Raw genomic sequence first — 19,930 nt, forward strand, 5'->3', positions numbered from 1 at the left:
CGTTCTCGGTTGGGGTTTTTTTCTTGCCTGATCGGGCCGGTTCCCGCGTGTTCCTGGGGGTTCCTGCGCAAGCCTGCGGACCGTACCGGTCAGCCTCTCGGTACGTTTCGGTCAACATTCCACTCTCTCCTGGCCAATACTCGCTCCGACGTCGCTCCCGAAAATGGCCCGAAGTCCGCAAAGGCCGCAACGCAGACCCATATGGATCAAATAGTTACGCGTGAACCAGTCAAGCGGTTGGATTGTAGCATTGGCTATCGGAGGGGACACACGCTTGCCCCAGCGAGCTATCGCACTTGCAGTTTGTCAGAAACTCGCATATCTTTTCTTACATGAACGCGACGACCAAGACTGCCGAGCTGATTCGCGAGCGCATCGAGGCGATGCCGACCGGGGAGCCTTTCACCCCGACAGCATTCCTGGAGTGCGGCACGCGTGCTTCCGTCGATCAGACCCTCTCCCGCCTCGTCAAGGCTGGGTCGATCGAGCGCATGACGCGCGGTGTCTTTGTGCGTCCCGAGGTCAGCCGTTTCGTCGGCAAGGTTAGCCCCTCGCCGCTGAAGGTGGTCGAGACTGTCGCTAAGACCACGGGCGCCGTCGTCCAGGTTCACGGTGCCGAAGCGGCACGTCGGCTCGAACTAACCACGCAGGTTCCAACCCAGTCGGTATTCGTGACATCCGGCCCGTCGAAGCGCATCCGCGTGGGGAAGATGGAGATCCGTCTGCAGCACGTCTGTCAGCGCAAGTTGGCCCTGGCGGGTCGACCCGCCGGGCTCGCGCTTGCGGCGATGTGGTATCTCGGCAAGAAGGAAGTGACGCCGGCCCTCGTCGAGAAGATTCGGCGCAAGCTGGGATCGAGCGAGTTCGAGGTGTTGAAGTCAGCCACCAGCTCGATGCCTGCGTGGATGAGCGACGCCATCTTCCGAAACGAGCGGATGGCCATTCATGCTTGAGTCCTTCCTGCACCTGAAGTCTCAAGAGCAGTCCCAGATCTATCGGGCACTGGCTCCGCAGCTTAACCGCACGCCCGTCGTACTGGAAAAAGATGTCTGGGTCTGCTGGGTGCTGCAGACCCTGTTCACCATGCCCGACCGACTTCCGATGGCCTTCAAGGGCGGCACATCACTATCCAAGGTGTTCGGAGCCATCGCACGCTTCTCCGAGGACGTGGACATCACCCTCGACTATCGAGGACTGGACGGAACCTTCGACCCATTTGCCGGAGGGGTCTCGCGCAATCGACTGAAGAAATTCAGCGAGGATCTCAAGTCCTTTGTGCGCGGCCATGCACACGATGTCGTGGCGCCGCACTTTCAGAAGATGCTGGCGGACGAGTTCGATGCCGATGCATTCCAGCTTGACGTCAGCGATGACGGCGAGCAGATGCGGGTGCACTACCCGAGCGTACTGGAGGCACCAGGAGACTACGTCGGTAACAGCGTCCTGATCGAGTTCGGTGGCCGCAACATCACCGAGCCGAATGAGGAGCATGTGGTGCGGCCCGAGATTGCGGAACATGTAGCTGAACTCGAATTCCCTCGCTCGACGGTCAGTGTGCTGTCTCCGACACGCACCTTCTGGGAAAAGGCGACGCTGATACACGTCGAGTGTCAGCGCGACGAGTTCCGCACAGGCGCCGAACGTCTGTCACGCCACTGGTACGACCTGGCCATGCTGGCCGATCTTGCCCATGGGCAAGCCGCTGTGGCCGATCACGCTATGCTCGCGGACGTCGTCAAGCACAAGAAGGTCTTCTACAACGCGAGCTACGCCAACTACGACGCATGCCTGGCCGGGCAGCTCAGACTCATTCCGGACGATGCCGCACTGGCCGCGCTGCGCGATGACTTCCAGCGCATGATCGGTGCCGGCATGTTTATCGGCGAGCCTCCCGTATTCGATGCCATCGTCGATCGCCTGCGCGCGCTGGAAACGACAATCAATCAGTGACCTCCCGCTGGCGTTGAGCCGTCAATCCTCGCCTGCTGCTCATGCCACAGCGCTTGCGGATCGACCGCCAGATCGAACATTGTGATGTGGTTCGGCAGCGTGTCGTCCAGGATGGCGGCAACGATGTCGGGTGCCAGCGTGGTGAGGTAGTCCGTCCGGCTGACGTAGCTGTTGTCGATGCCTGCCCGTGTGGCGATCTCCTTCAAAGACTTCACCTGCCTCGATTCCGGCACTCGTGGATGTACCGTCGTTATCATGGGATAGCCCGAATCCGCGGCCTTGACGAACCACGGCGAAATCTTCCAGACGAGTCCACAGATGCGTTTCGCACAACGTACTGTCGGAAGGCGAGATCGAACGATGAGCAAAGCATGCAATACCGGGCGTCAACTGTCTTCGGACGCAGGTTCAACTTCCGCCACCTCCACCAAACAAGGACGTCCTTTGATTACAGGTACTTAGAGAGCACCTGGGTCCAAGGTTGGGATGCAGGTCCTACTACCTTGACCCCCGAGCCATTCTTGGCAAAGTCCTTAGCCCCGACTCCGGCCTACATGATCTCGATGCCGCCCTCTGGGGTCGCTTTGCCAATCATGTTGGAGTCCGGGTCTAGCACATAGATGCTGCGCGGCTTGTCCGCCAGACAGGCATCCGTGTTCACAATCGCCTCTATCATTTTCCGGCGCATCTCATCGTTGCTGCGCAGAACCACCCACGTATCCCTGCGCGCATGAACGAAAACCGGTTCGGTCGAATTCCGATCGTAGACGAAAGACTGCTGGAGCATTGCATAGGTTTTTTCCGGATCGCCACGCGAGCAAGCCTCGTTGACCTTCTTGTCGCTCACAATTGTGATGGGGGTAACCGGCATGGCCCTAGGCGGACGCTTGACTGGAGCTGGCCTAGGAATTGTCGCGATACTTCCAATCAGGCCAACTAGCACTAACGCCGCGAGAACCAACGCCCAACGAGTATTTGACTTGGCAGGTTTGCGAGCACCGCACTTCGGACAGACAGCGGCGCTTGAGCTAACTGGATCTCCACAGTCCTTACACGGCGTTATGGCCACAACGCGCTCCCCAACGGTTTTGGTCTTATTCACATGATACGCATGTCGTGCTGTCGAGCTCTAGCTCGCGCCCGCACTCGTCCGATGGCTGCGACGACCGCCGTCATCGAAGTCCATTCCAGACTGCCTGCCATCTGCCTAACCACAACTCATATCTCCCAAACTCCAAGCTCTAGTCCGAGCGACTTGGATAAGAAGCGGGAGAAGCCTGCACGTTATGAATAGCCGGGGCCTCCCAATCTCCGCAATGCCCTACATCGCGCGACACAGCACCCCACAGCCTATGCTGAGGGTGAAGCCTACAAATACTTCGCCCCCTCCTTTGCCCATCTGGTCGGAATTATGGTGCGCATGCCGGAACTCCCGGCTACTTAGCACTTCGCTTTCTCGCAATCCAGCACCGGCGTCAAGGCGTGCCTGCCCTCTCTTGTCCGAGCCAATGGGCCATCAAGCTGCTTGCAGCGCTTTGACGCGACCGCGTCCAATGCCTGCCTGCAATAGTAGCCATAGGGCGACTGGAATTTGCGCCTAGCAACTAGATCATTGGGGTCGAAAGGCAACAATTGGGGCTGAAAGCATGAGTACCTGCGATGACACAACTTGTTGCACGAGAGAATCGTGTCAATATTCTTCTAGTTTCGTCCAGGAGGGTGGGAGCAATCCAATATGGAAGATCACGCTCCAAAAATTCAGACCGAAGCCGACACCTGCCGGGAACTGGTCACGCCCAAGCTTGTCGAGGCCGGATGGGGCCATGCGCCGCACGTGATCGGCGAGCAGCGCACTTTCACGAATGGCCGCATCATCGTGACTGGCGGCCGTGTGCGCCGTGGCAAGCAGAAACGTGCTGACTACCTGCTGTACTACCGGCGCGACTATCCGTTAGCCGTCGTGGAAGCGAAGGAACTGGGGCTGCGGGCGGAAACCGGGGTGCAGCAGGCCAAAGAGTACGCCGAGATTCTCGGCCTGAAGTTCGCTTATGCCACCAACGGCCATCGCATCATCGAGATCGACTACACCACCGGCATCGAGCGTGAGGCGGATCGCTTCGCCACGCCCGCCGAACTCTGGCAGCGACTAACCGCCGCTACCGCTCTACCCGATCCGACCACACCCCACCTACTCGAACCCTTCAACCTGGTTTCGGGCAAGGTGCCGCGCTATTACCAGCAGATTGCGATCAATCGAGTCATCGAAGCTATCCTGCTTGGTCAAAAACGCATCCTTGCCACATTGGCCACCGGCACCGGCAAGACCTGCGTGGCGTTTCAGCTGTGCTGGAAGTTGTGGAGCAGCCGCTGGAACCGTACCGGCGAATACCGCCGGCCGAAGATCCTGTTCTTGGCCGATCGCAACATCCTGGTCGATGACCCGATGGCCAAGATGTTCGCGTCGTTTGGCGACGCCCGCCACAAGATCGCCGGTGGCGACGTAAGCCAGAGCCGTGACATGTACTTCGGCATCTATCAGGCGCTGTCCACCGCCAACGAAGACGTGTTCCGTCAGTACCGGCCGGACTTCTTCGATCTGATCATCATCGACGAATGCCATCGCGGCTCCAGCCGCAACGATAGCAACTGGCGTGCGGTGCTCGACTACTTCGCGCCCGCCGTGCAGTTCGGCATGACGGCCACGCCGCTGCGCGAGGAATCGCGCGACAGCTACGAATACTTCGGCAACCCGGTTTACACCTACAGCCTGCGCCAAGGCATCGAGGATGGTTTCCTCGCCCCCTATCGGGTGCATCGTGTGATCACAACGGTGGATGCCGCAGGCTGGCGACCGTCCAAGGATGAGCTCGACCGCTTCGGCCGGCCGGTGCCGGACGATGAGTACCAGACCAAGGATTTCGAGCGCGTCATCGCGCTGCGGGCGCGCACCAAGGCCATTGCCAAGCACCTCGCCGACTTCCTCAAGGGCACCGACCGCTTCGCCAAGACCATCGTGTTCTGCGTCGACCAGGAGCACGCAGCCGAAATGCGCCAGGAGCTGGTCAACCTCAACAGCGATCTGGTCAAGCAATACCCGGACTACGTCTGCCGCGTCACTGCAGACGAAGGCGCCATTGGCCTCACCCACCTCGCACACTTTCAGGACGTCGACAAACCCACACCGGTGATCCTGACCACCTCGCAATTGCTGACCACCGGCGTCGACGCCGAGATGGTCAAGAATGTGGTGCTGGCCCGCGTGGTCGGCTCCCGCTCCGAGTTCAAGCAAATCATCGGCCGCGGCACCCGACTCAAGGTCGACTACGGCAAGGAATACTTCAACATCATCGACTTCACCGGCACCGCCACCCGGCATTTCGCCGATCCGGATTTCGATGGCGATCCCGCGCGCATCGAGGAAGTGACCATCGACGATGCCGGTGAAACCGTCGATACCGTCGTCGAAACGCCGCCCGGTATCGAAGACGAGCAGGCCGACTACACCGTCGACACCACGGAAACCGACGCAGGCCAGGGCGAAATCCTCACCGAACCGCCTGAGGAGCCGCGCAAGTTCTACGTGGACGGGGGCGACGTCGAAGTGATCGGTCATCTGGTCTACGACCTCGACACTGACGGCAAGAAGCTTCAGGTGGTCAAGTACACCGAGTACTCGGGCCGCACCGTCCGCACCCTGTACCCGACCCGCGATGCGCTGCAATCGGCCTGGGCCAATCCCGACACCCGCGCGGAGGTGCTGCGCGAACTGACCGAGCGCGGCATCAGTTTCGAGGAGCTGGCGGCAAGCGCCGACCAGCCCGACGCCGACCCCTTCGATCTGCTGTGTCATCTGGCCTGGAACGCGCCGCTGCTCACTCGCCGCCAGCGTGCCGAGCAGGCCAGGAAGGCGGCGCAGGATCTGTTCGGTCAATACGGCGATTCAGCCCGCGAAATCCTCACGCTGCTGCTCGACAAGTACATTGAGCGCGGCATCGTCCAGTTCAACGCCCTTTCCGAGCTGATGAAGGTGCAACCCTTCGACCGCTTCGGCAGCCCCTCCGAAATCGCCACCCGGCATTTCGGCGGCATCAAACCCTTCAAGGAAGCCGTCTCGCGCTTGCAGACGGCCCTTTACCAATGACGAGAAGTTCCTGAATGGCCGCACCGGAAAAGAAAACCAGAACCAAACGTGCCAAGGCACCGCTGACCACACGGGACAATCTGTCGGCGCTGATCGGCAGCGCCCGCAAGATCCTGCGCAAGGACAAGGGCCTCAATGGAGACGTCGACCGCCTGCCGCTCCTCACCTGGGTGATGTTCCTCAAGTTCCTCGACGACCTCGAAGTCGTGCATGAGGAAGAAGCGGAGCTCGACGGCAAGCCCTACCACCCCATCATCGAATCGCCCTACCGCTGGCGCGACTGGGCTGCGCGCGAGGATGGCCTCACCGGCGACGAACTGCTGGCCTTCATCAACCAGGACGAATGCCACCGCGCCGACGGCTCACGCGGCGCCGGCCTGTTCGCCTATCTGCGAGGTCTGGCCGGCAGCGGCGAAAAAGGCAGCCAGCGTGAGGTCATCGCCAACGTGTTTCGCGGCGTGCAGAACCGCATGGTCAGCGGCTACCTGCTGCGCGACATCATCAACAAGATCAACGGCATTCATTTCAGCTCAAGCGAGGAGATCCACACCCTCTCGCACCTGTACGAATCCATGCTGCGCGAGATGCGCGACGCCGCCGGTGACTCCGGCGAGTTCTACACCCCACGCCCGGTCGTGCGCTTCATGGTGCAGGTCACCGACCCGCGCCTGGGCGAGACCATGCTCGACCCGGCCTGCGGCACCGGCGGGTTTCTGGTGGAGGCCTACGACCACATTGCTCAGCAGGTGACCAACCCGGATCAGCGTCGCACCTTGCAGCGCGACACCCTGTTCGGCCAGGAGGCCAAGCCGCTGCCCTACATGCTGGCGCAGATGAACCTGCTGCTGCACGGGCTGGAAGCGCCGCAGATCGCCTACGGCAACACGCTGGAACGGCGCATTACCGAAATTGGCCACGATGAACGAGTCGATGTGATCCTCACCAACCCGCCCTTCGGCGGCGAGGAGGAAGCCGGCATCAAGGCCAACTTCCCGGCCAACATGCAGACGGCCGAAACCGCACTGCTGTTCCTGCAGTACATCATGCGCAAGCTGCGCTACGCCGGGCATGGCGCAGAGCAGGGAGGCCGTGCCGCCGTGGTGGTGCCCAACGGCACCCTGTTTGGCGATGGCGTATGCGCCGTCATCAAGGGGGAGATGCTCAAGGAATTCAACCTCCACACCATCGTGCGCCTGCCGCAAGGCGTGTTCGCGCCCTACACCGACATCCCGGCCAACCTGCTGTTCTTCCAGCGCGGCGGCCCCACCGACACCATCTGGTACTACGAACTGCCCCAGCCCGAAGGCCGCAAGAAATACAGCAAGACCGCACCGTTGCCCTTCGAAGCCTTCCAGCCCGTGCTCGAGTGGTGGAACGCCCGCCAGGAAGGCCCGCAAGCCTGGCGCGTGGGCTTCGCCGCCAAACGTGCCGCCGCCATCGACGCCGCCACGCCGCACTGGCAGCGAGCCGAAACCGAACGCGCCAGCGCACTCGCTCTAGGCAAGCCAATCCGCGAACTGGATCAGACCATCAGCCATGCCGCCAATGGCGACAAGGCCGCGCTGCAAGCGCAGTTGCGAGAGCTGAAAATCCGCCAGCAGGCCCATGAGGCCGCCGCCAAGGCCGCGCAGGCGGAGGGTGATGCGCTCTACTGGCCGATCTACAACCTGGACCTGAAGAACCCGCATGCCGCCGAAGGGCTGGAGCACGCCGATCCGAAGGACCTGGTCGCTGCCATGCGTGCCGGAGAAGAGGACGTGCTGCGCCTGCTCAGCGAGATTGAGGCACTGGTGACCGAGGTGCAGGGATGAGCCTGTGGCCGACAGTCGAGCTCGGCGACGTGATGTGCGTCCACATCGATGCCGTTCCGAGCGCCACGCTGACCTCGGTGAATCTCGCCGGTGTTTACGGATTTGGACGCGGGCTATTTCAACGCGGCCCGATCTCGCCACAGGAGACGTCCTACAAGAACTTTCATCGGCTGAATGCGGGTGATTTTGTAATAAGTAGCCCGAAAGCCTGGGAAGGCGCATTGGCTCGCATTCCGGAAGAAATGGACGGGTGGTTCTTGTCTCCAGTGTTCCCAACCTTTCGGCCCACTGACGCTCTCGACACTCGGTACCTTGACTGGTACTGCAAGCGAGAAGCCGTCTGGAGACAACTGCAAGGCAAGGCGAAAGGTATGGGGGCACGGCGCGAGTCGGTATCACCAGCTCAGTTCTTGAGCCTGGAGATTCCCCTGCCGCCGCTCACCGAACAACAAGCCATTGTCAGCCGTCTCGACACTTTGGCCGACAAGGTTCGGCAGGTGAACGAACACCTCGACGCCATCGAGCGCGACGCCGATCGTCTGCTCGCCGTGCGCTTTCGTGACGCTATTGCCGATGCGCCCATGCGACCGATGGCGGAGGTGGCGCCGCTGGTGCGGCGTGAGATCATCATCAACCCAGACAAAGACTACACGGAGCTTGGTGTTCGCAGCTTCTACAAAGGGACATTTCAGCGTCGCACGATCCCAGGCTCGGACTTTTCATGGCAGGCCTTGTACCGTGTCCAAGCCAGCGACCTAGTTTTCAGCAACATCATGGCTTGGGAACAGGCCATTGCGATTGCCCAGCGCTGTGACGACGGCTGCGTCGGCAACCACCGGATGCTAACTTGCCAAGCAAATGCGGAAGTCGCGGTTCCTTGCTTCCTCTGGTACTACTTCACCACGGAGGAAGGCTTCTCAAAGATTTACGCTGCCTCACCCGGAACCGCCGCCCGCAACCGGACGATGACGGCACCGGCACTGATGGCGATCGATGTCCCTATGCCACCATTGTCTGCGCAGCGAACTTTCAACGCCCTGCAATCCAAGGTGGCAGAACTCAAAGCCCGCCACGCCACCATCCGCCAGGCCAACGACGCACTGATCCCGGCAACGCTGGAACGCGTGTTTTCCGGGGCTGACTGAATGCAATTCGTTCGCCACGGTCCCGATATCCCCGAACGCCTGTTGCAGGCGCATGAGGACGGGCGTGTGGTGTTCTTCTGCGGTGCGGGCATTTCCTACCCGGCCCGCCTGCCGGGGTTTTCAGGGCTGGTCGACAAGCTCTATACGGCCCTCGCAGCCACACCCAACGCCGTGCAACTGGCGGCGATCAAGGCGGGGCAGTTCGATACCGCCATCGGCTTGCTGGAGGCGGACATCGTCGGCGGCCGCGAGACGGTGCGCCGCGCGCTGGCCGCCATCCTCACGCCGGATCTCAGTGCCCCGAACGCGACGGCGACCCACGAGGCCTTGCTGACGCTGGGCAAGTGCCGTAACGGCAATACCCGCCTCATCACCACCAACTTCGATCGGCTATTCGAGGAAGTGATTACCGCGAAGTCGCTATCGATCGAGCGTTTCCAGGCGCCGCTGTTGCCGGTGCCGAAGAACCGCTGGGATGGCTTGGTGTATCTGCATGGCCTTCTCACCGCTGCGCCGACAGCGAGCGATCTGGATCGGCTGGTCGTCTCCAGCGGCGATTTTGGCCTGGCCTATCTCACCGAGCGCTGGGCGGCGCGTTTCGTCAGCGAGCTGTTCCGCAACTACACCGTGTGCTTCGTTGGTTACAGCATCAACGACCCGGTGCTGCGCTACATGATGGACGCACTGGCCGCCGACCGCCTGCTCGGCGAGGCGCCGCCCGAGATGTTCGCGTTCGGCAGTTACTCCAAGGGCAAGGACGAAGAACGCGCCAACGAGTGGCGGGCCAAGAACGTCACGCCCATCCTCTACCGCGAGCACAATCGGCACGACTACCTGCACAAGACCCTGCGTGCCTGGGCCGAAACCTACCGCGACGGCGTACGCGGCAAGGAGCGCATCGTCGTCGAGTGCGCCATGGCGCGGCCCATGGCAAACACCCGGCAGGACGACTTCGTCGGGCGCCTGCTGTGGGCGCTGAGCGATCCGGGCGGCCTGCCCGCCAGGCGCTTTGCCGACCTAGACCCGGTGCCGTCACTGGATTGGCTGGAGCCGCTGAGCGAGGAACGCTACCGGCAGGCCGACTTGGACCGCTTCGGCGTCCCGCCCAGAACGACCGTGGATGACAAGCTCACCTTCAGCCTGACTCGCCGACCCTCGCCGTATCCGCTCGCACCGTCGATGTGTATCGTCGATGCCGGTGCGCGCGGCAGCCGCTGGGACGAGGTGATGCGGCAACTGGCGCGTTGGCTGATCCGTCATCTGGACGACCCGGCGCTGCTGCTATGGTTGGTCAAACGCGGCGGGCAGCTGCATGACGATCTGGTCTGGTGGATCGAACACTGTCTGGACAAACTGGCCAAACTTGAGCGTGACGGCAAAACCGCCGAGTTGACGCGCATTCGTGAGGGTGCGCCCAACGCGATCCCCGGCCCGCTGATGCGCACCCTGTGGCGGCTGCTGTTGACCGGGCGCGTAAAATCGTGGCGGCATGACTTCGACCTGTACCGCTGGCGCGACCGCTTCAAGCGCGATGGGCTCACCACCACCTTGCGCCTGGAACTGCGCGAAACACTGACGCCACGCGTATCGCTGCGCGAGCCGTTCCGTTCGCCCGCCGAGGAAAGTGACGGTCGCGTGCCCGAGCGCATCAAGGAGCTGGTGGAATGGGAGATCGTGCTGTCGACGGATCACGTCCATTCCAGCCTGCGTGATCTGCCATGGGATGAGCGCTGGACCGCCGCACTGCCGGAACTGCTGTCTGATTTCAGCGCCCTGTTGCGCGACGCACTGGATCTGATGCGTGAACTCGGCAGCGCCGAGGACAGAAGCGATCGGTCCTACATGCATCAACCATCGATCAGCGAGCACCCGCAGAACCGGGACTTCCACGACTGGACGGCACTGATCGACCTGACCCGGGATGCGTGGCTCGCCACTGTTGCGCAATCACCGGCGCGGGCAGCCGTGGTGGCGCAGTCCTGGAGGCACACGCCCTATCCGCTGCTCCGGCGCCTCGCCTTCTTTGCCGCTGCACAGGACAACGTGATACCCCTCCGCCGTGCCCTCGACTGGCTGCTAGCCGATGACCACTGGTGGCTTTGGTGCGTGGAAACCGAGCGGGAAGCCATGCGCCTGCTGGTGACCCTGGCGCCGCAACTCGATGAGGTAATGCTGCGGGAACTGGAACAAGCCGTGCTCGCTGGCCCACCCCGCGACATGTTCAAGGATGACATAAAGCCCGAGCGTTGGAGGCAGATCGTGGACCGGGAGATCTGGCTGCGTCTGGCAAAAATCGCTGATACCGGCACGGCCTTGGATGTTACCGGCAACGAACGGTTGGCGGCGCTTTCGGCCCAGTATCCGGAATGGCAACTGGCGGTAGATCAGCGCGATGAGTTCCCTTACTGGATGGGCGATGGCGATGAGTGGCGTAGGTTCGTTGCCACGCCGCGCCGCCGCCGAGAGTTGATCGAATGGCTCAAGCAGCAGCCCAGCACCGACCACTGGCAGGAAGACGACTGGCGGCAGCGCTGTCGTGACAACTTTGCTACGACTGCCTGTGCCTTGTTTGCGTTGGCCAAGGAAGGTGTCTGGCCGACAGATCGCTGGCGAGAAGCGCTGCAGGCTTGGTCAGAGGAAAAACTCCTGAAGCGCGCTTGGCGACACATGGCACCAGTGTTCGCGGATGCACCCGATGATCTACTGAAAACGCTTGCCCATGGTGTGAGCTGGTGGTTGCAAGCCATCGCCAAGACCTTCGAAGGCCACCAAGTGCATTTCTTCGAGCTGGCTCGCCGACTCCTTGCGCTGGATCATCAGGACGGCGTCGATACAGACGAACCCGTCATGCATGCCATCAATCACCCAGTGGGCCACGTGACGGAGGCGCTGCTGCGCTGGTGGTATCGACACACGCTGGAGGATGGGCAAGTCTTACCGGAGGAAATCAGGCCCACATTCATCGAACTCTGCGACACCCGGATCCACAAGTTCCGGCACGGCCGTGTCTTGCTCGCAGCCCATGTCATCGCGCTGTTCCGTGTCGACCGGGAATGGGCGACGCACCATCTGTTACCGCTATTCGACTGGCAGCGCTCAGAATTAGAAGCGCGCGCCGCGTGGGAGGGCTTCCTGTGGTCCCCCCGCCTGTACCGACCCTTGATGGAACTGCTCAAGCCGGCCTTTCTCGAAACCGCGCGCCACTATGGGGCACTCGGCAAGCACGACGGCCAATACGCTTCTCTGCTGACATTCGCCGCCCTCGACCCGGGTGACACTTTCACCACCGCCGAGCTGGCGGCCGCCACCCGCGCACTGCCACCGGACGGTTTGCACGATGCCGCACACGCATTGGTGAGAGCGCTGGAGGGCGCAGGCGATCAGCGTGCCGACTACTGGACCAACCGGGTAACGCCGTACCTCCACGCCATTTGGCCCAAGACCCGGGACAACATTTCCCCGGCCATCGCCGAGAGCCTCGGCCGCCTCTGCGTCGCGGCACAGGATGCATTCCCACAGGCATTGGCCCTACTCCGCGCCTGGCTGCAACCGCCGGCCCACCCTGACTATCTGGTACATCGGTTACACGAGGCAGGTCTCTGCGGCAAGTTTCCGGAACAGGCACTGGACTTCCTGAGTCTGGTGATTGGGGATCAAACCCAATGGCCACCCAGTGACCTCGGCGCCTGCCTTGACGCGATACGAATAGCCACGCCGGAACTTGAGGCTGATCCGCGCTTTGAACGGTTGATGGCGTACCTTCGCCAGCGTGGGCGAGGCTGAGGTCGTGTCTTTGTGGCATGCGTCAGTTATCCGAAAATCCCGGATTACTGGACCCCACCCCCGCAACCATCCGGAGATTCCGGACAGTTACCGATTCGCAAGCGCGGGAATTTGCACTTGTCTGCAACAGTCCGAAACGGCTGACCGAGGAACCAGTTTTGCTGTTAACCGTCCGCCACTAAATCGGAAGCCCGGACCTTGTCCGAGCTTTCTTGTAGGCGGGTTCGTCAGACGCCGTTGGCGTCGGCCGGGACCACGGCCTTCTCGCGCCGGATCAGGTAGATGCCGCTGGCGATGATGATGGCGGCGCCAATGAGCATCAGGCGATCGGGCAGCGTCTTCCAGATCAGCCAGTCGAGGCCGACGCCCCAGGCCAGGGCGGTGTATTCGAACGGGGCGATGATCGAGGCCTCGGTGTGCTTGAAGGCCTCGGTCACGGCGTACTGGCCGAAGGCGCCAGTGACCGCGAGGCCGGCCAGTACCCACCAGTGTTCGTCATGGATCGGCATCCAGTCCTTCCAGGCCGCGAGGCCGGCAAACAGGCTCAGCAGCACGATCATCCAGAAGACCATGCCCTGGGTCGAATCGGTGCGGCCGAGGACGCGAACGGTGATCGCCGACAACGAGTAGGCGGTCGACGCGAACAACACGGCCGCGCTACCCAGGTTGACCATGCGCGTCGCGTCGGGCCGCAATACGACCAGCACGCCGACCAAGCCGACCCCGATCGCGCACCAGCGCCGCCAGCCGACGCGTTCGCCGAGCAGGGGCACGGCCAGCGCGGTGACCAGCAGCGGCGCGATGAAGAACAGCGAATAGGCTTCGGCCAGGGGCAGATCGCGCAGCGCGAACGCGAATGCGGCGAGCATCAGCACGGCCAGCACGCCGCGCAGCAGGTGCAGGAACCAGCGCGCGCTCAAGACGTGATGGAAGCCGCCGGTCAGGGCGATCCAGATCAGCACGAGGGGCAGCGAGGTGAGACCGCGCAGGGCAGCGACCTGCATCGGCGGGTAGTGCAGCGAGAGTACCTTGAGGCTCGTATCCATCAGCGAAAACGCAGCCACCGCTGCAAGCATGAACAGGATACCGCGCAGGTTGGGCGACATCGGAGGCTTCATGGCCGGATAGTCGACAAGCGCGGGGGTTCGCGCAAGCGATTTGTTCAGGCGCGATGGGCGAAACTGTGGCGTTGATGGCAGACTGGTTGCCGCATGAAGAACATTGCCCTGAAATTCGGCCTTTGTGGCCTCCTCGTCCTGCTCGCCGGCGGATGTGCCTCAAACCTGCCGCACTCCACGACGACCGAACTGGCAGTCGAGGTACCCGCCGAACCGGCGATCGATCCGCACTACGAAGCCGTCATCCAGCGCGGGCCCGAATACATCGACGCGCTGCGCGCCGAACCGGCGCCGGCGCAACCCGAGGTCGTCGAAGGCAAGAGCGAGCTCGGCGACCAGCGCGAACTGGCCTCGAAGGGTTACGTGCGCATCGGCAATGGCCGCTACCCGCTGGTCGATGCCGGGACGATGCGCGCTGCAATCGAACTGGGCCAGGAAGTCGGCGCGGACCGCATGCTGCTGTATCCGCATCATCCCGAGTCGAGCGACGATGCGGCCACGGACCAGTTCCTGGTCGCCTATTACGTCCGCTTCAAGCTGCTGTTCGGCGCAACCTTCCGCAATCTGACCCCCGGAGAACGCAGCCAGCTTGGCGTCGATCACGGCGTGCAGATCGGCTCGGTGGTCGGCGGTACTCCGGCCTCACAGGCGAACCTGATGGCGGGCGACTACGTCATCGCGCTCGATGGCCAGCCGGTTACGGATCGCGGCGGCTTCCAGAAACTTCTGCTGAAGGCGGCCGGCCGGGCGGTCAGCCTGAAGGTCCGCCGCGGCCAGCAGACGGTCGACAGGATCGTCCGCCTCGGCGCTGCGCCCGAGCCTAACCCGGTTCCCTGAGCATCCACTCAGGCCGGAACGGTCGACTCGGCCGGCGCGAGTATCGACTGCCCGCGCTCCAGAGCCGCAGTGCCGCTGCGCGCCAGTTCGAGGATCGAGGCCATGCCGCCCAGTTCGGCCAGCACGGCACTGATGTGCGAACCGCGCCCGGTGAATTGCAGGGTTCGCGTCGATTCGGTTTCCTCGAGGACCACGCCAAAGCTCAGCTCGGTGAAGCGCGCGATCGCCGCGGCATTCGACGCACTCGAGGCAACCTTGACCACCAGCAATTCCGATTCGATATGGTCGCGACTGGTCAGGTCGGCGATCTCGAGAACGTCGATCAGCTTGCGCGACTGGTTGATGATCTGGGCGATCACACCATCGTCGCCGAAGGTGACCATGGTCAGGCGGGAAACCTGCGGATCATGGGTCGCGGCCACGGTCAGCGAATCGATGTTGTAGCCGCGCGCGGCAAACATGCCGGCGACGCGGGCCAGCGCGCCGGCCTCGTTCTGCAGCAGCATCGAGATGATATGGCGCATCAGAACATCTCCACGGGGCCGGATTCGCTGGCCACCACGCTGTCGCGCGAAGCGATATGCTCGCCGGTGATCATCTGCGAATAGCTCATGCCCGGGCCGACCATCGGATAGACGCAGGCATCGGGGTCGATCATGACCTCGAGGAAGGCCGGGCCATCGAATTCGATGAACTCCCGGATCACGCGCGGCAGGTCCTCGGGGCGCTCGAGACGCATCGCATACGGGAAGCCGTCTGCCTCGGCGGCCTTGATGAAATCCTTCTTGTGCAGGCTCTTGTCGGTCGCCGAGAAGCGCCCCTTGAAAAACAGCTTCTGCCACTGCCGGACCATGCCGTCGCCGCAGTTGTTGAGAACGACGACCTTGACCGGCAGGTTGTAGGTGGTCACCGTTTCGAGCTCGCCGAGATTCATGCGGATGCTGGCATCGCCATCGATGTCGATCACGGTCAGGTCGCGGCGGGCGAACTGGGCACCGATCGCCGCCGGCAGGCCGAAACCCATCGTGCCCATCGAGCCCGAGGTCAGCCAGCGCCGCGGTTCGGTGAAATCGAAATACTGCGCGGCCCACATCTGGTGCTGGCCGACGCCGGTGCAGACGATTGCGTTGCCGCGCGTGATCCGGTTGATCTCCTCGATCACCGCGTACGGCTGGATCAATGCGCTGTCGCGATCGAAGTTCATCGCGTGGGACTTCTTCAGCGCGGCCACGTGCGCATGCCAGGCGGCGTAGCGGCCCTGCCCGTTCGGATCGAAGCCGGTTTGCCGGGCCCGCTCGCAGAGCGCGCGCAGCGCGCACGAGATGTCGCCAAGGTGGTGCCAGTCGACCCGCTTGACCTTGTCGATCTCAGCCGGATCCACATCGAACTGGGCGATGAAGCGCGCCTTGCTCGCGAACTGGTCAGGCACGCCGGCGACGCGATCGTCGAAGCGCGCGCCGACCGCGATCAGCAAATCGCAGTCGACCGCCGCGTAGTTGGCGAAGGCGGTGCCATGCATGCCGAGCATGTGCAGCGACAGCGGCGCGGTCGTGTCGCTGGCACCGAGTCCCATCAGCGTGGTCGTCACCGGAATGCCGAACGTGGCCGCGAATTCTCGCAGCGCTGCGGTCGCATCGGCCGAGATCACGCCACCACCGACATACAGCAAGGGTCGTTCGGCCTGGCCCAGCGCGGCCAGCAGGCGGTCGCCGTGGTCATCATCGAGCCGGGATTCGGAGATCGCGCGCAGGCGTGCGCGGTAGCCCGGAATCGGCAGACGCCCCTGTCCCCGAAACGGCACCATCGCATTCTGGACGTCCTTCGGGATGTCGACCACAACCGGACCGGGCCGTCCGGTCCGGGCGATCTCGAAGGCCGTGCGCATGGTCGCCTCGAGCAGGCTGGCATCGGTGACCAGCAGCACGTGCTTGGCGCAGGAGCCCATGATGCTGCTGACCGGCGCCTCCTGGAACGCGTCGGTGCCGATCGCGCCGGTCGGCACCTGGCCGCAGATGACGACGATCGGGATCGAATCGGCCATGGCGTCGCGAACCGGCGTGACCGTGTTGGTCGCACCGGGCCCCGAGGTGACCAGGGCCACGCCGACCTTGCCCGATGCCCGCGCATAGCCTTGGGCCATGAAGCCGGCGCCCTGCTCGTTGGCCGGCACGATCAGGGGCAGCGGCTCGCTGCCGTCGCTGCGCAGATGCTCGTGGTTGTAGCGGAACACGGCATCGTAGACCGGCAGGATGGCGCCGCCCGAATAGCCGAACAGCACGCCCACGCCTTCGTCGGCGAGCACCTGCACGACGATGTCCGCGCCGGACAGCGTGCAGCCGGCCAACGCATGGGCGGTGCCGCATGCCTGGGCTTCGTTGTCTTCCTTCATCACGGCGTTCATCGTTTCCACTCCGCTGTTCGTGTTCCTATCGCGACTGGCCATGGGCTCGGGAAACGGCCCTTAATCAGGCCGGCTCGTTCAGCCAGACCATCTTCTTGCGCAGTTCGGCGCCCACTTTTTCGATCGGGTGCTCCATGTCGGCCTTCTTCCAGCGCGTGTAGTTCGGCAGGCCGGCCTTGTATTCCGCGGTCCAGTTCCTGGCGAAGGTGCCGTCCTGGATCTCGGTGAGCACGGCCTTCATGCGTTCCTTGGTCGCCGCGTCGATGATGCGCGGGCCGCTGACGTAGTCGCCGTACTGCGCGGTCTCGGAAACGTAGGCCAGCATCTTGGTGATGCCGCCCTGGTAGAGCAGGTCGACGATCAGCTTCAGTTCGTGCAGCACTTCGTAGTAGGCGATCTCGGGCCGGTAGCCGGCCTCGACCAGGGTCTCGAAGCCCTTCATGACGAGCTCGCTGGCGCCGCCGCAGAGCACCGCCTGTTCGCCGAACAGGTCGGTTTCGGTCTCTTCCTTGAAATCGGTTTCGATGAGCAGGGCGCGCGCGCCACCGAGGCCGGCCGCATACGCCTTGGCCAAGTCCTTCGCCTTGCCGCTGGTGTCCTGGTAGACCGCGTACAGGCACGGCACGCCGCGGCCGATCTCGAACTCGGTGCGGACCAGGTGGCCGGGCCCCTTGGGCGCGACCAGGATCACGTCGATGTCCTTGCGCGGCTCGATCGTCTTGAAGTGGATGTTGAAGCCATGCGCGAACAGCAATGCGGCGCCGGCCTTCATGTTCGGCGCGATGACCTCGCTGTACAGCTTCGGCTGGACCATGTCGGGGGTCAGCACGGCGACCAGGTCGGCACCCTTGACCGCCTCTTCGGGCGACAGCACGGTGACGCCATCGGCTTCGGCCTTCAGTGAGGTCGGGCCGCCCGGGCGCAGGCCGACGACGACGTCGAGGCCGGAATCGCGAAGGTTGAGCACGTGCGAACGGCCCTGGCTGCCGTAGCCGAGGACGGCGATCCGGGCGTTCTTGAGTGCCTCTGTGGTGACGGTGGCGGACATGCGTTTGCTCCAGAAGAAGTGAGTCGGATAAGGGAAGAAATTCAGGGACTGGTGACGGCGCCCTTGGCCGCGGAACCGACCAGACGGGCGTACTTGGCCAGGACGCCGTGGCTGACCTTGGGATCGGGTGCGCTCCAGCCGGCACGCCGCGCATCGAGGTCGGCATCGGTCTCGATGACGCGTCGCGCTGCGTCGATGCGGATGCGGTCGCCATCGCGCAGCAGGCCGATCGCGCCGCCGCGAACCGCCTCCGGCGCGACGTGGCCGACCACGAAGCCGTAGCTCGCGCCACTGAAGCGACCGTCGGTCATCAGGGCGACCTGATCGCCGAGCCCGCGCCCGACCAGGGCCGCGGTGACGGCGAGCATCTCGCGCATGCCGGGACCACCGGCCGGACCTTCGTTGCGAATCACGATGACGTCGCCGGACTGGATCACGCCGGACTGGACTGCGGCAAAGCAGGCTTCCTCGCTTTCGAAGACGCGGGCCGGCCCTTCGAACAACACCGGCCCGGTGCCGGACAGCTTGAGGATGCAGCCTTCCGGCGACAGGTTGCCGTACAGGATCGTGTAGCCGCCGCGCGGCTTGAACGCACGCGCGACCGGATGCACGACCTGCTGTCCGGCCGGCGATTCCGGCGCGACGTCGATTTCCTCGAACAGGCTGCGCCCGCTGACGGTCGGCGCATCCTCGAGCAGACCGGCCACGCGCAGTTCGCGTGCGACCGCGGCCATGCCGCCGGCCGCGGTCATTTCGATCGCGGTGTAGCGTCCGCCCGGCATCAGGTCGGTGATCACCGGCGTCGCCGCGGCCGCCGTCTCGAAATCCTCGATGCCCAGCGCCACGCCGGCCTCATGCGCGATCGCGAGCAGGTGCAGCACCGCATTGGTCGAGCCGGCCGTGGCCGCGACCACGCGCATCGCATTGCGGAACGCCTGCGGGCCGAGGATGTCGCGCGGCTTGCGTTCGTTCCTGAGGCAATCGAGCACCAGCTCACCGCAATGCCGTGCCGCCTCGCGCTTGGCCGGGTCGGTCGCGGCGATATCGTTGAGGCCGAGCGGCGACAGGCCGAGCGCGCTGAGTACCATGGCCATGGTGTTGGCCGTGTACTGGCCACCGCAGGCGCCGGCGCCGGGACAGGCTGCACGTTCGATCGTGCACAGGCGCTCGTCGGAAATCTTGCCGGCGCCGTGGCTGCCGACCGCTTCGAACACCTGCTGCACGGTGATCGGCTTTCCGTCCAGCGTGCCGTGCGCGATGCTGCCGCCGTACAGGGCGACGCCCGGAATGTTGAGCCGGGCCAGGGCCATGGCCGCGGCCGGAATGGTCTTGTCGCAGCCGCACAGCACGACCATCGCATCGAGACAGTGGCCATCGACGGCCAGCTCGATCGAATCGGTGATGACTTCGCGGCTGACCAGCGAGGCGCGCATGCCCGAGGTGCCCATGGCGATGCCGTCGGTCACGGCGATCGTGTTGAACTCGATCGGCGTGCCGCCGGCGGCGCGGATGCCGGCACTGGCGGCTTCGGCGAGCTCGCGCAGGTTCAGGTTGCACGGCGAGATGTTCGACCAGGTATGCACGACCGCGACCAGCGGTCGCGCGATCGCCTCGGCATCGAGTCCGGTGGCGTGCAGCATGGCCCGCGCCGGGGCGCGGTCCGGACCGGTCTTAATCGCGTCGCTGCGCATCGGCG

At 63.7% G+C, this 19,930-nt stretch carries 14 protein-coding genes; 7 read left to right on the forward strand and 7 right to left on the reverse strand.

The window, feature by feature from the left end:
* Nucleotides 1-332 precede the first annotated feature (332 nt).
* The gene (locus BM125_RS03815; RefSeq protein WP_092405040.1) at nucleotides 333-953 is read left to right on the forward strand and encodes a DUF6088 family protein; all 621 of its coding nucleotides are present in this window, start codon (nucleotides 333-335) and stop codon (nucleotides 951-953) included.
* Nucleotides 946-1,950 (forward strand): nucleotidyl transferase AbiEii/AbiGii toxin family protein, encoded by a 1,005-nt coding sequence (locus tag BM125_RS03820; RefSeq protein ID WP_092405042.1) that lies wholly within the window; start codon nucleotides 946-948, stop codon nucleotides 1,948-1,950. The genes BM125_RS03815 and BM125_RS03820 overlap by 8 nt, the downstream gene beginning before the upstream one ends.
* On the opposite strand, the gene BM125_RS03825 is transcribed toward BM125_RS03820, so the two are convergent.
* Both BM125_RS03825 and BM125_RS03830 read right to left on the reverse strand, forming a co-directional pair.
* Nucleotides 1,944-2,156 carry a hypothetical protein gene (locus BM125_RS03825; protein ID WP_217647797.1) on the reverse strand — a complete coding sequence of 71 codons (213 nt, stop codon included), beginning with the start codon at nucleotides 2,154-2,156 and terminating at the stop codon, nucleotides 1,944-1,946. The genes BM125_RS03820 and BM125_RS03825 overlap by 7 nt on opposite strands.
* Before the next feature lie 344 nt (nucleotides 2,157-2,500).
* Entirely contained in the window at nucleotides 2,501-2,821 is a 321-nt protein-coding gene (locus tag BM125_RS03830) for a hypothetical protein (RefSeq protein ID WP_139224842.1), read from the reverse strand.
* An 864-nt stretch (nucleotides 2,822-3,685) separates the two neighbouring features.
* Here BM125_RS03830 and hsdR point away from each other — a divergent pair.
* The 4 genes from hsdR to dsr1 are packed head-to-tail and all read left to right on the forward strand — an operon-like array spanning nucleotide 3,686 to nucleotide 12,830.
* Nucleotides 3,686-6,091, forward strand: coding sequence for an EcoAI/FtnUII family type I restriction enzme subunit R (gene hsdR / locus BM125_RS03835; RefSeq protein ID WP_092405046.1), 2,406 nt, complete (start codon nucleotides 3,686-3,688; stop codon nucleotides 6,089-6,091).
* 14 nt (nucleotides 6,092-6,105) lie between these two features.
* A complete protein-coding gene (locus BM125_RS03840) occupies nucleotides 6,106-7,902 on the forward strand; it encodes a type I restriction-modification system subunit M (protein ID WP_092405048.1) in 1,797 nt (598 codons plus the stop codon).
* The gene (locus BM125_RS03845; RefSeq protein ID WP_092405050.1) at nucleotides 7,899-9,047 is read left to right on the forward strand and encodes a restriction endonuclease subunit S; all 1,149 of its coding nucleotides are present in this window, start codon (nucleotides 7,899-7,901) and stop codon (nucleotides 9,045-9,047) included. Before BM125_RS03840 ends, BM125_RS03845 begins: the two co-directional genes overlap by 4 nt.
* On the forward strand, nucleotides 9,048-12,830 hold the full coding sequence (gene dsr1 / locus BM125_RS03850; protein ID WP_092405052.1) for an anti-phage defense-associated sirtuin Dsr1: 3,783 nt from the start codon (nucleotides 9,048-9,050) through the stop codon (nucleotides 12,828-12,830).
* A gap of 227 nt (nucleotides 12,831-13,057) precedes the next feature.
* On the opposite strand, the gene BM125_RS03855 is transcribed toward dsr1, so the two are convergent.
* Nucleotides 13,058-13,948 carry a DMT family transporter gene (locus BM125_RS03855; RefSeq protein ID WP_245778779.1) on the reverse strand — a complete coding sequence of 297 codons (891 nt, stop codon included), beginning with the start codon at nucleotides 13,946-13,948 and terminating at the stop codon, nucleotides 13,058-13,060.
* A gap of 93 nt (nucleotides 13,949-14,041) precedes the next feature.
* On the opposite strand from BM125_RS03855, the gene BM125_RS03860 reads away from it, so the two are divergent.
* Entirely contained in the window at nucleotides 14,042-14,785 is a 744-nt protein-coding gene (locus BM125_RS03860) for a PDZ domain-containing protein (protein ID WP_092405054.1), read from the forward strand.
* An 8-nt stretch (nucleotides 14,786-14,793) separates the two neighbouring features.
* Here BM125_RS03860 and ilvN read toward each other — a convergent pair whose 3' ends face one another.
* From ilvN to ilvD, 4 genes are all read right to left on the reverse strand, one after another.
* The gene (gene ilvN, locus BM125_RS03865) at nucleotides 14,794-15,309 is read right to left on the reverse strand and encodes an acetolactate synthase small subunit (RefSeq protein WP_092405056.1); all 516 of its coding nucleotides are present in this window, start codon (nucleotides 15,307-15,309) and stop codon (nucleotides 14,794-14,796) included.
* Entirely contained in the window at nucleotides 15,309-17,186 is a 1,878-nt protein-coding gene (gene ilvB, locus BM125_RS03870; RefSeq protein ID WP_092405058.1) for a biosynthetic-type acetolactate synthase large subunit, read from the reverse strand. The genes ilvN and ilvB overlap by 1 nt, the downstream gene beginning before the upstream one ends.
* 64 nt (nucleotides 17,187-17,250) lie before the next feature.
* Nucleotides 17,251-18,234 carry a ketol-acid reductoisomerase gene (gene ilvC, locus BM125_RS03875; RefSeq protein WP_092405060.1) on the reverse strand — a complete coding sequence of 328 codons (984 nt, stop codon included), beginning with the start codon at nucleotides 18,232-18,234 and terminating at the stop codon, nucleotides 17,251-17,253.
* Between the two features lie 41 nt (nucleotides 18,235-18,275).
* Nucleotides 18,276-19,925: a dihydroxy-acid dehydratase gene (ilvD, locus tag BM125_RS03880; protein WP_092405196.1), complete on the reverse strand. Its 1,650-nt coding sequence runs from the start codon at nucleotides 19,923-19,925 to the stop codon at nucleotides 18,276-18,278.
* Between the last annotated feature and the right edge of the window lie 5 nt (nucleotides 19,926-19,930).

It is taken from the genome of Dokdonella immobilis (genome assembly GCF_900115085.1).
Classification (GTDB): domain Bacteria; phylum Pseudomonadota; class Gammaproteobacteria; order Xanthomonadales; family Rhodanobacteraceae; genus Dokdonella; species Dokdonella immobilis.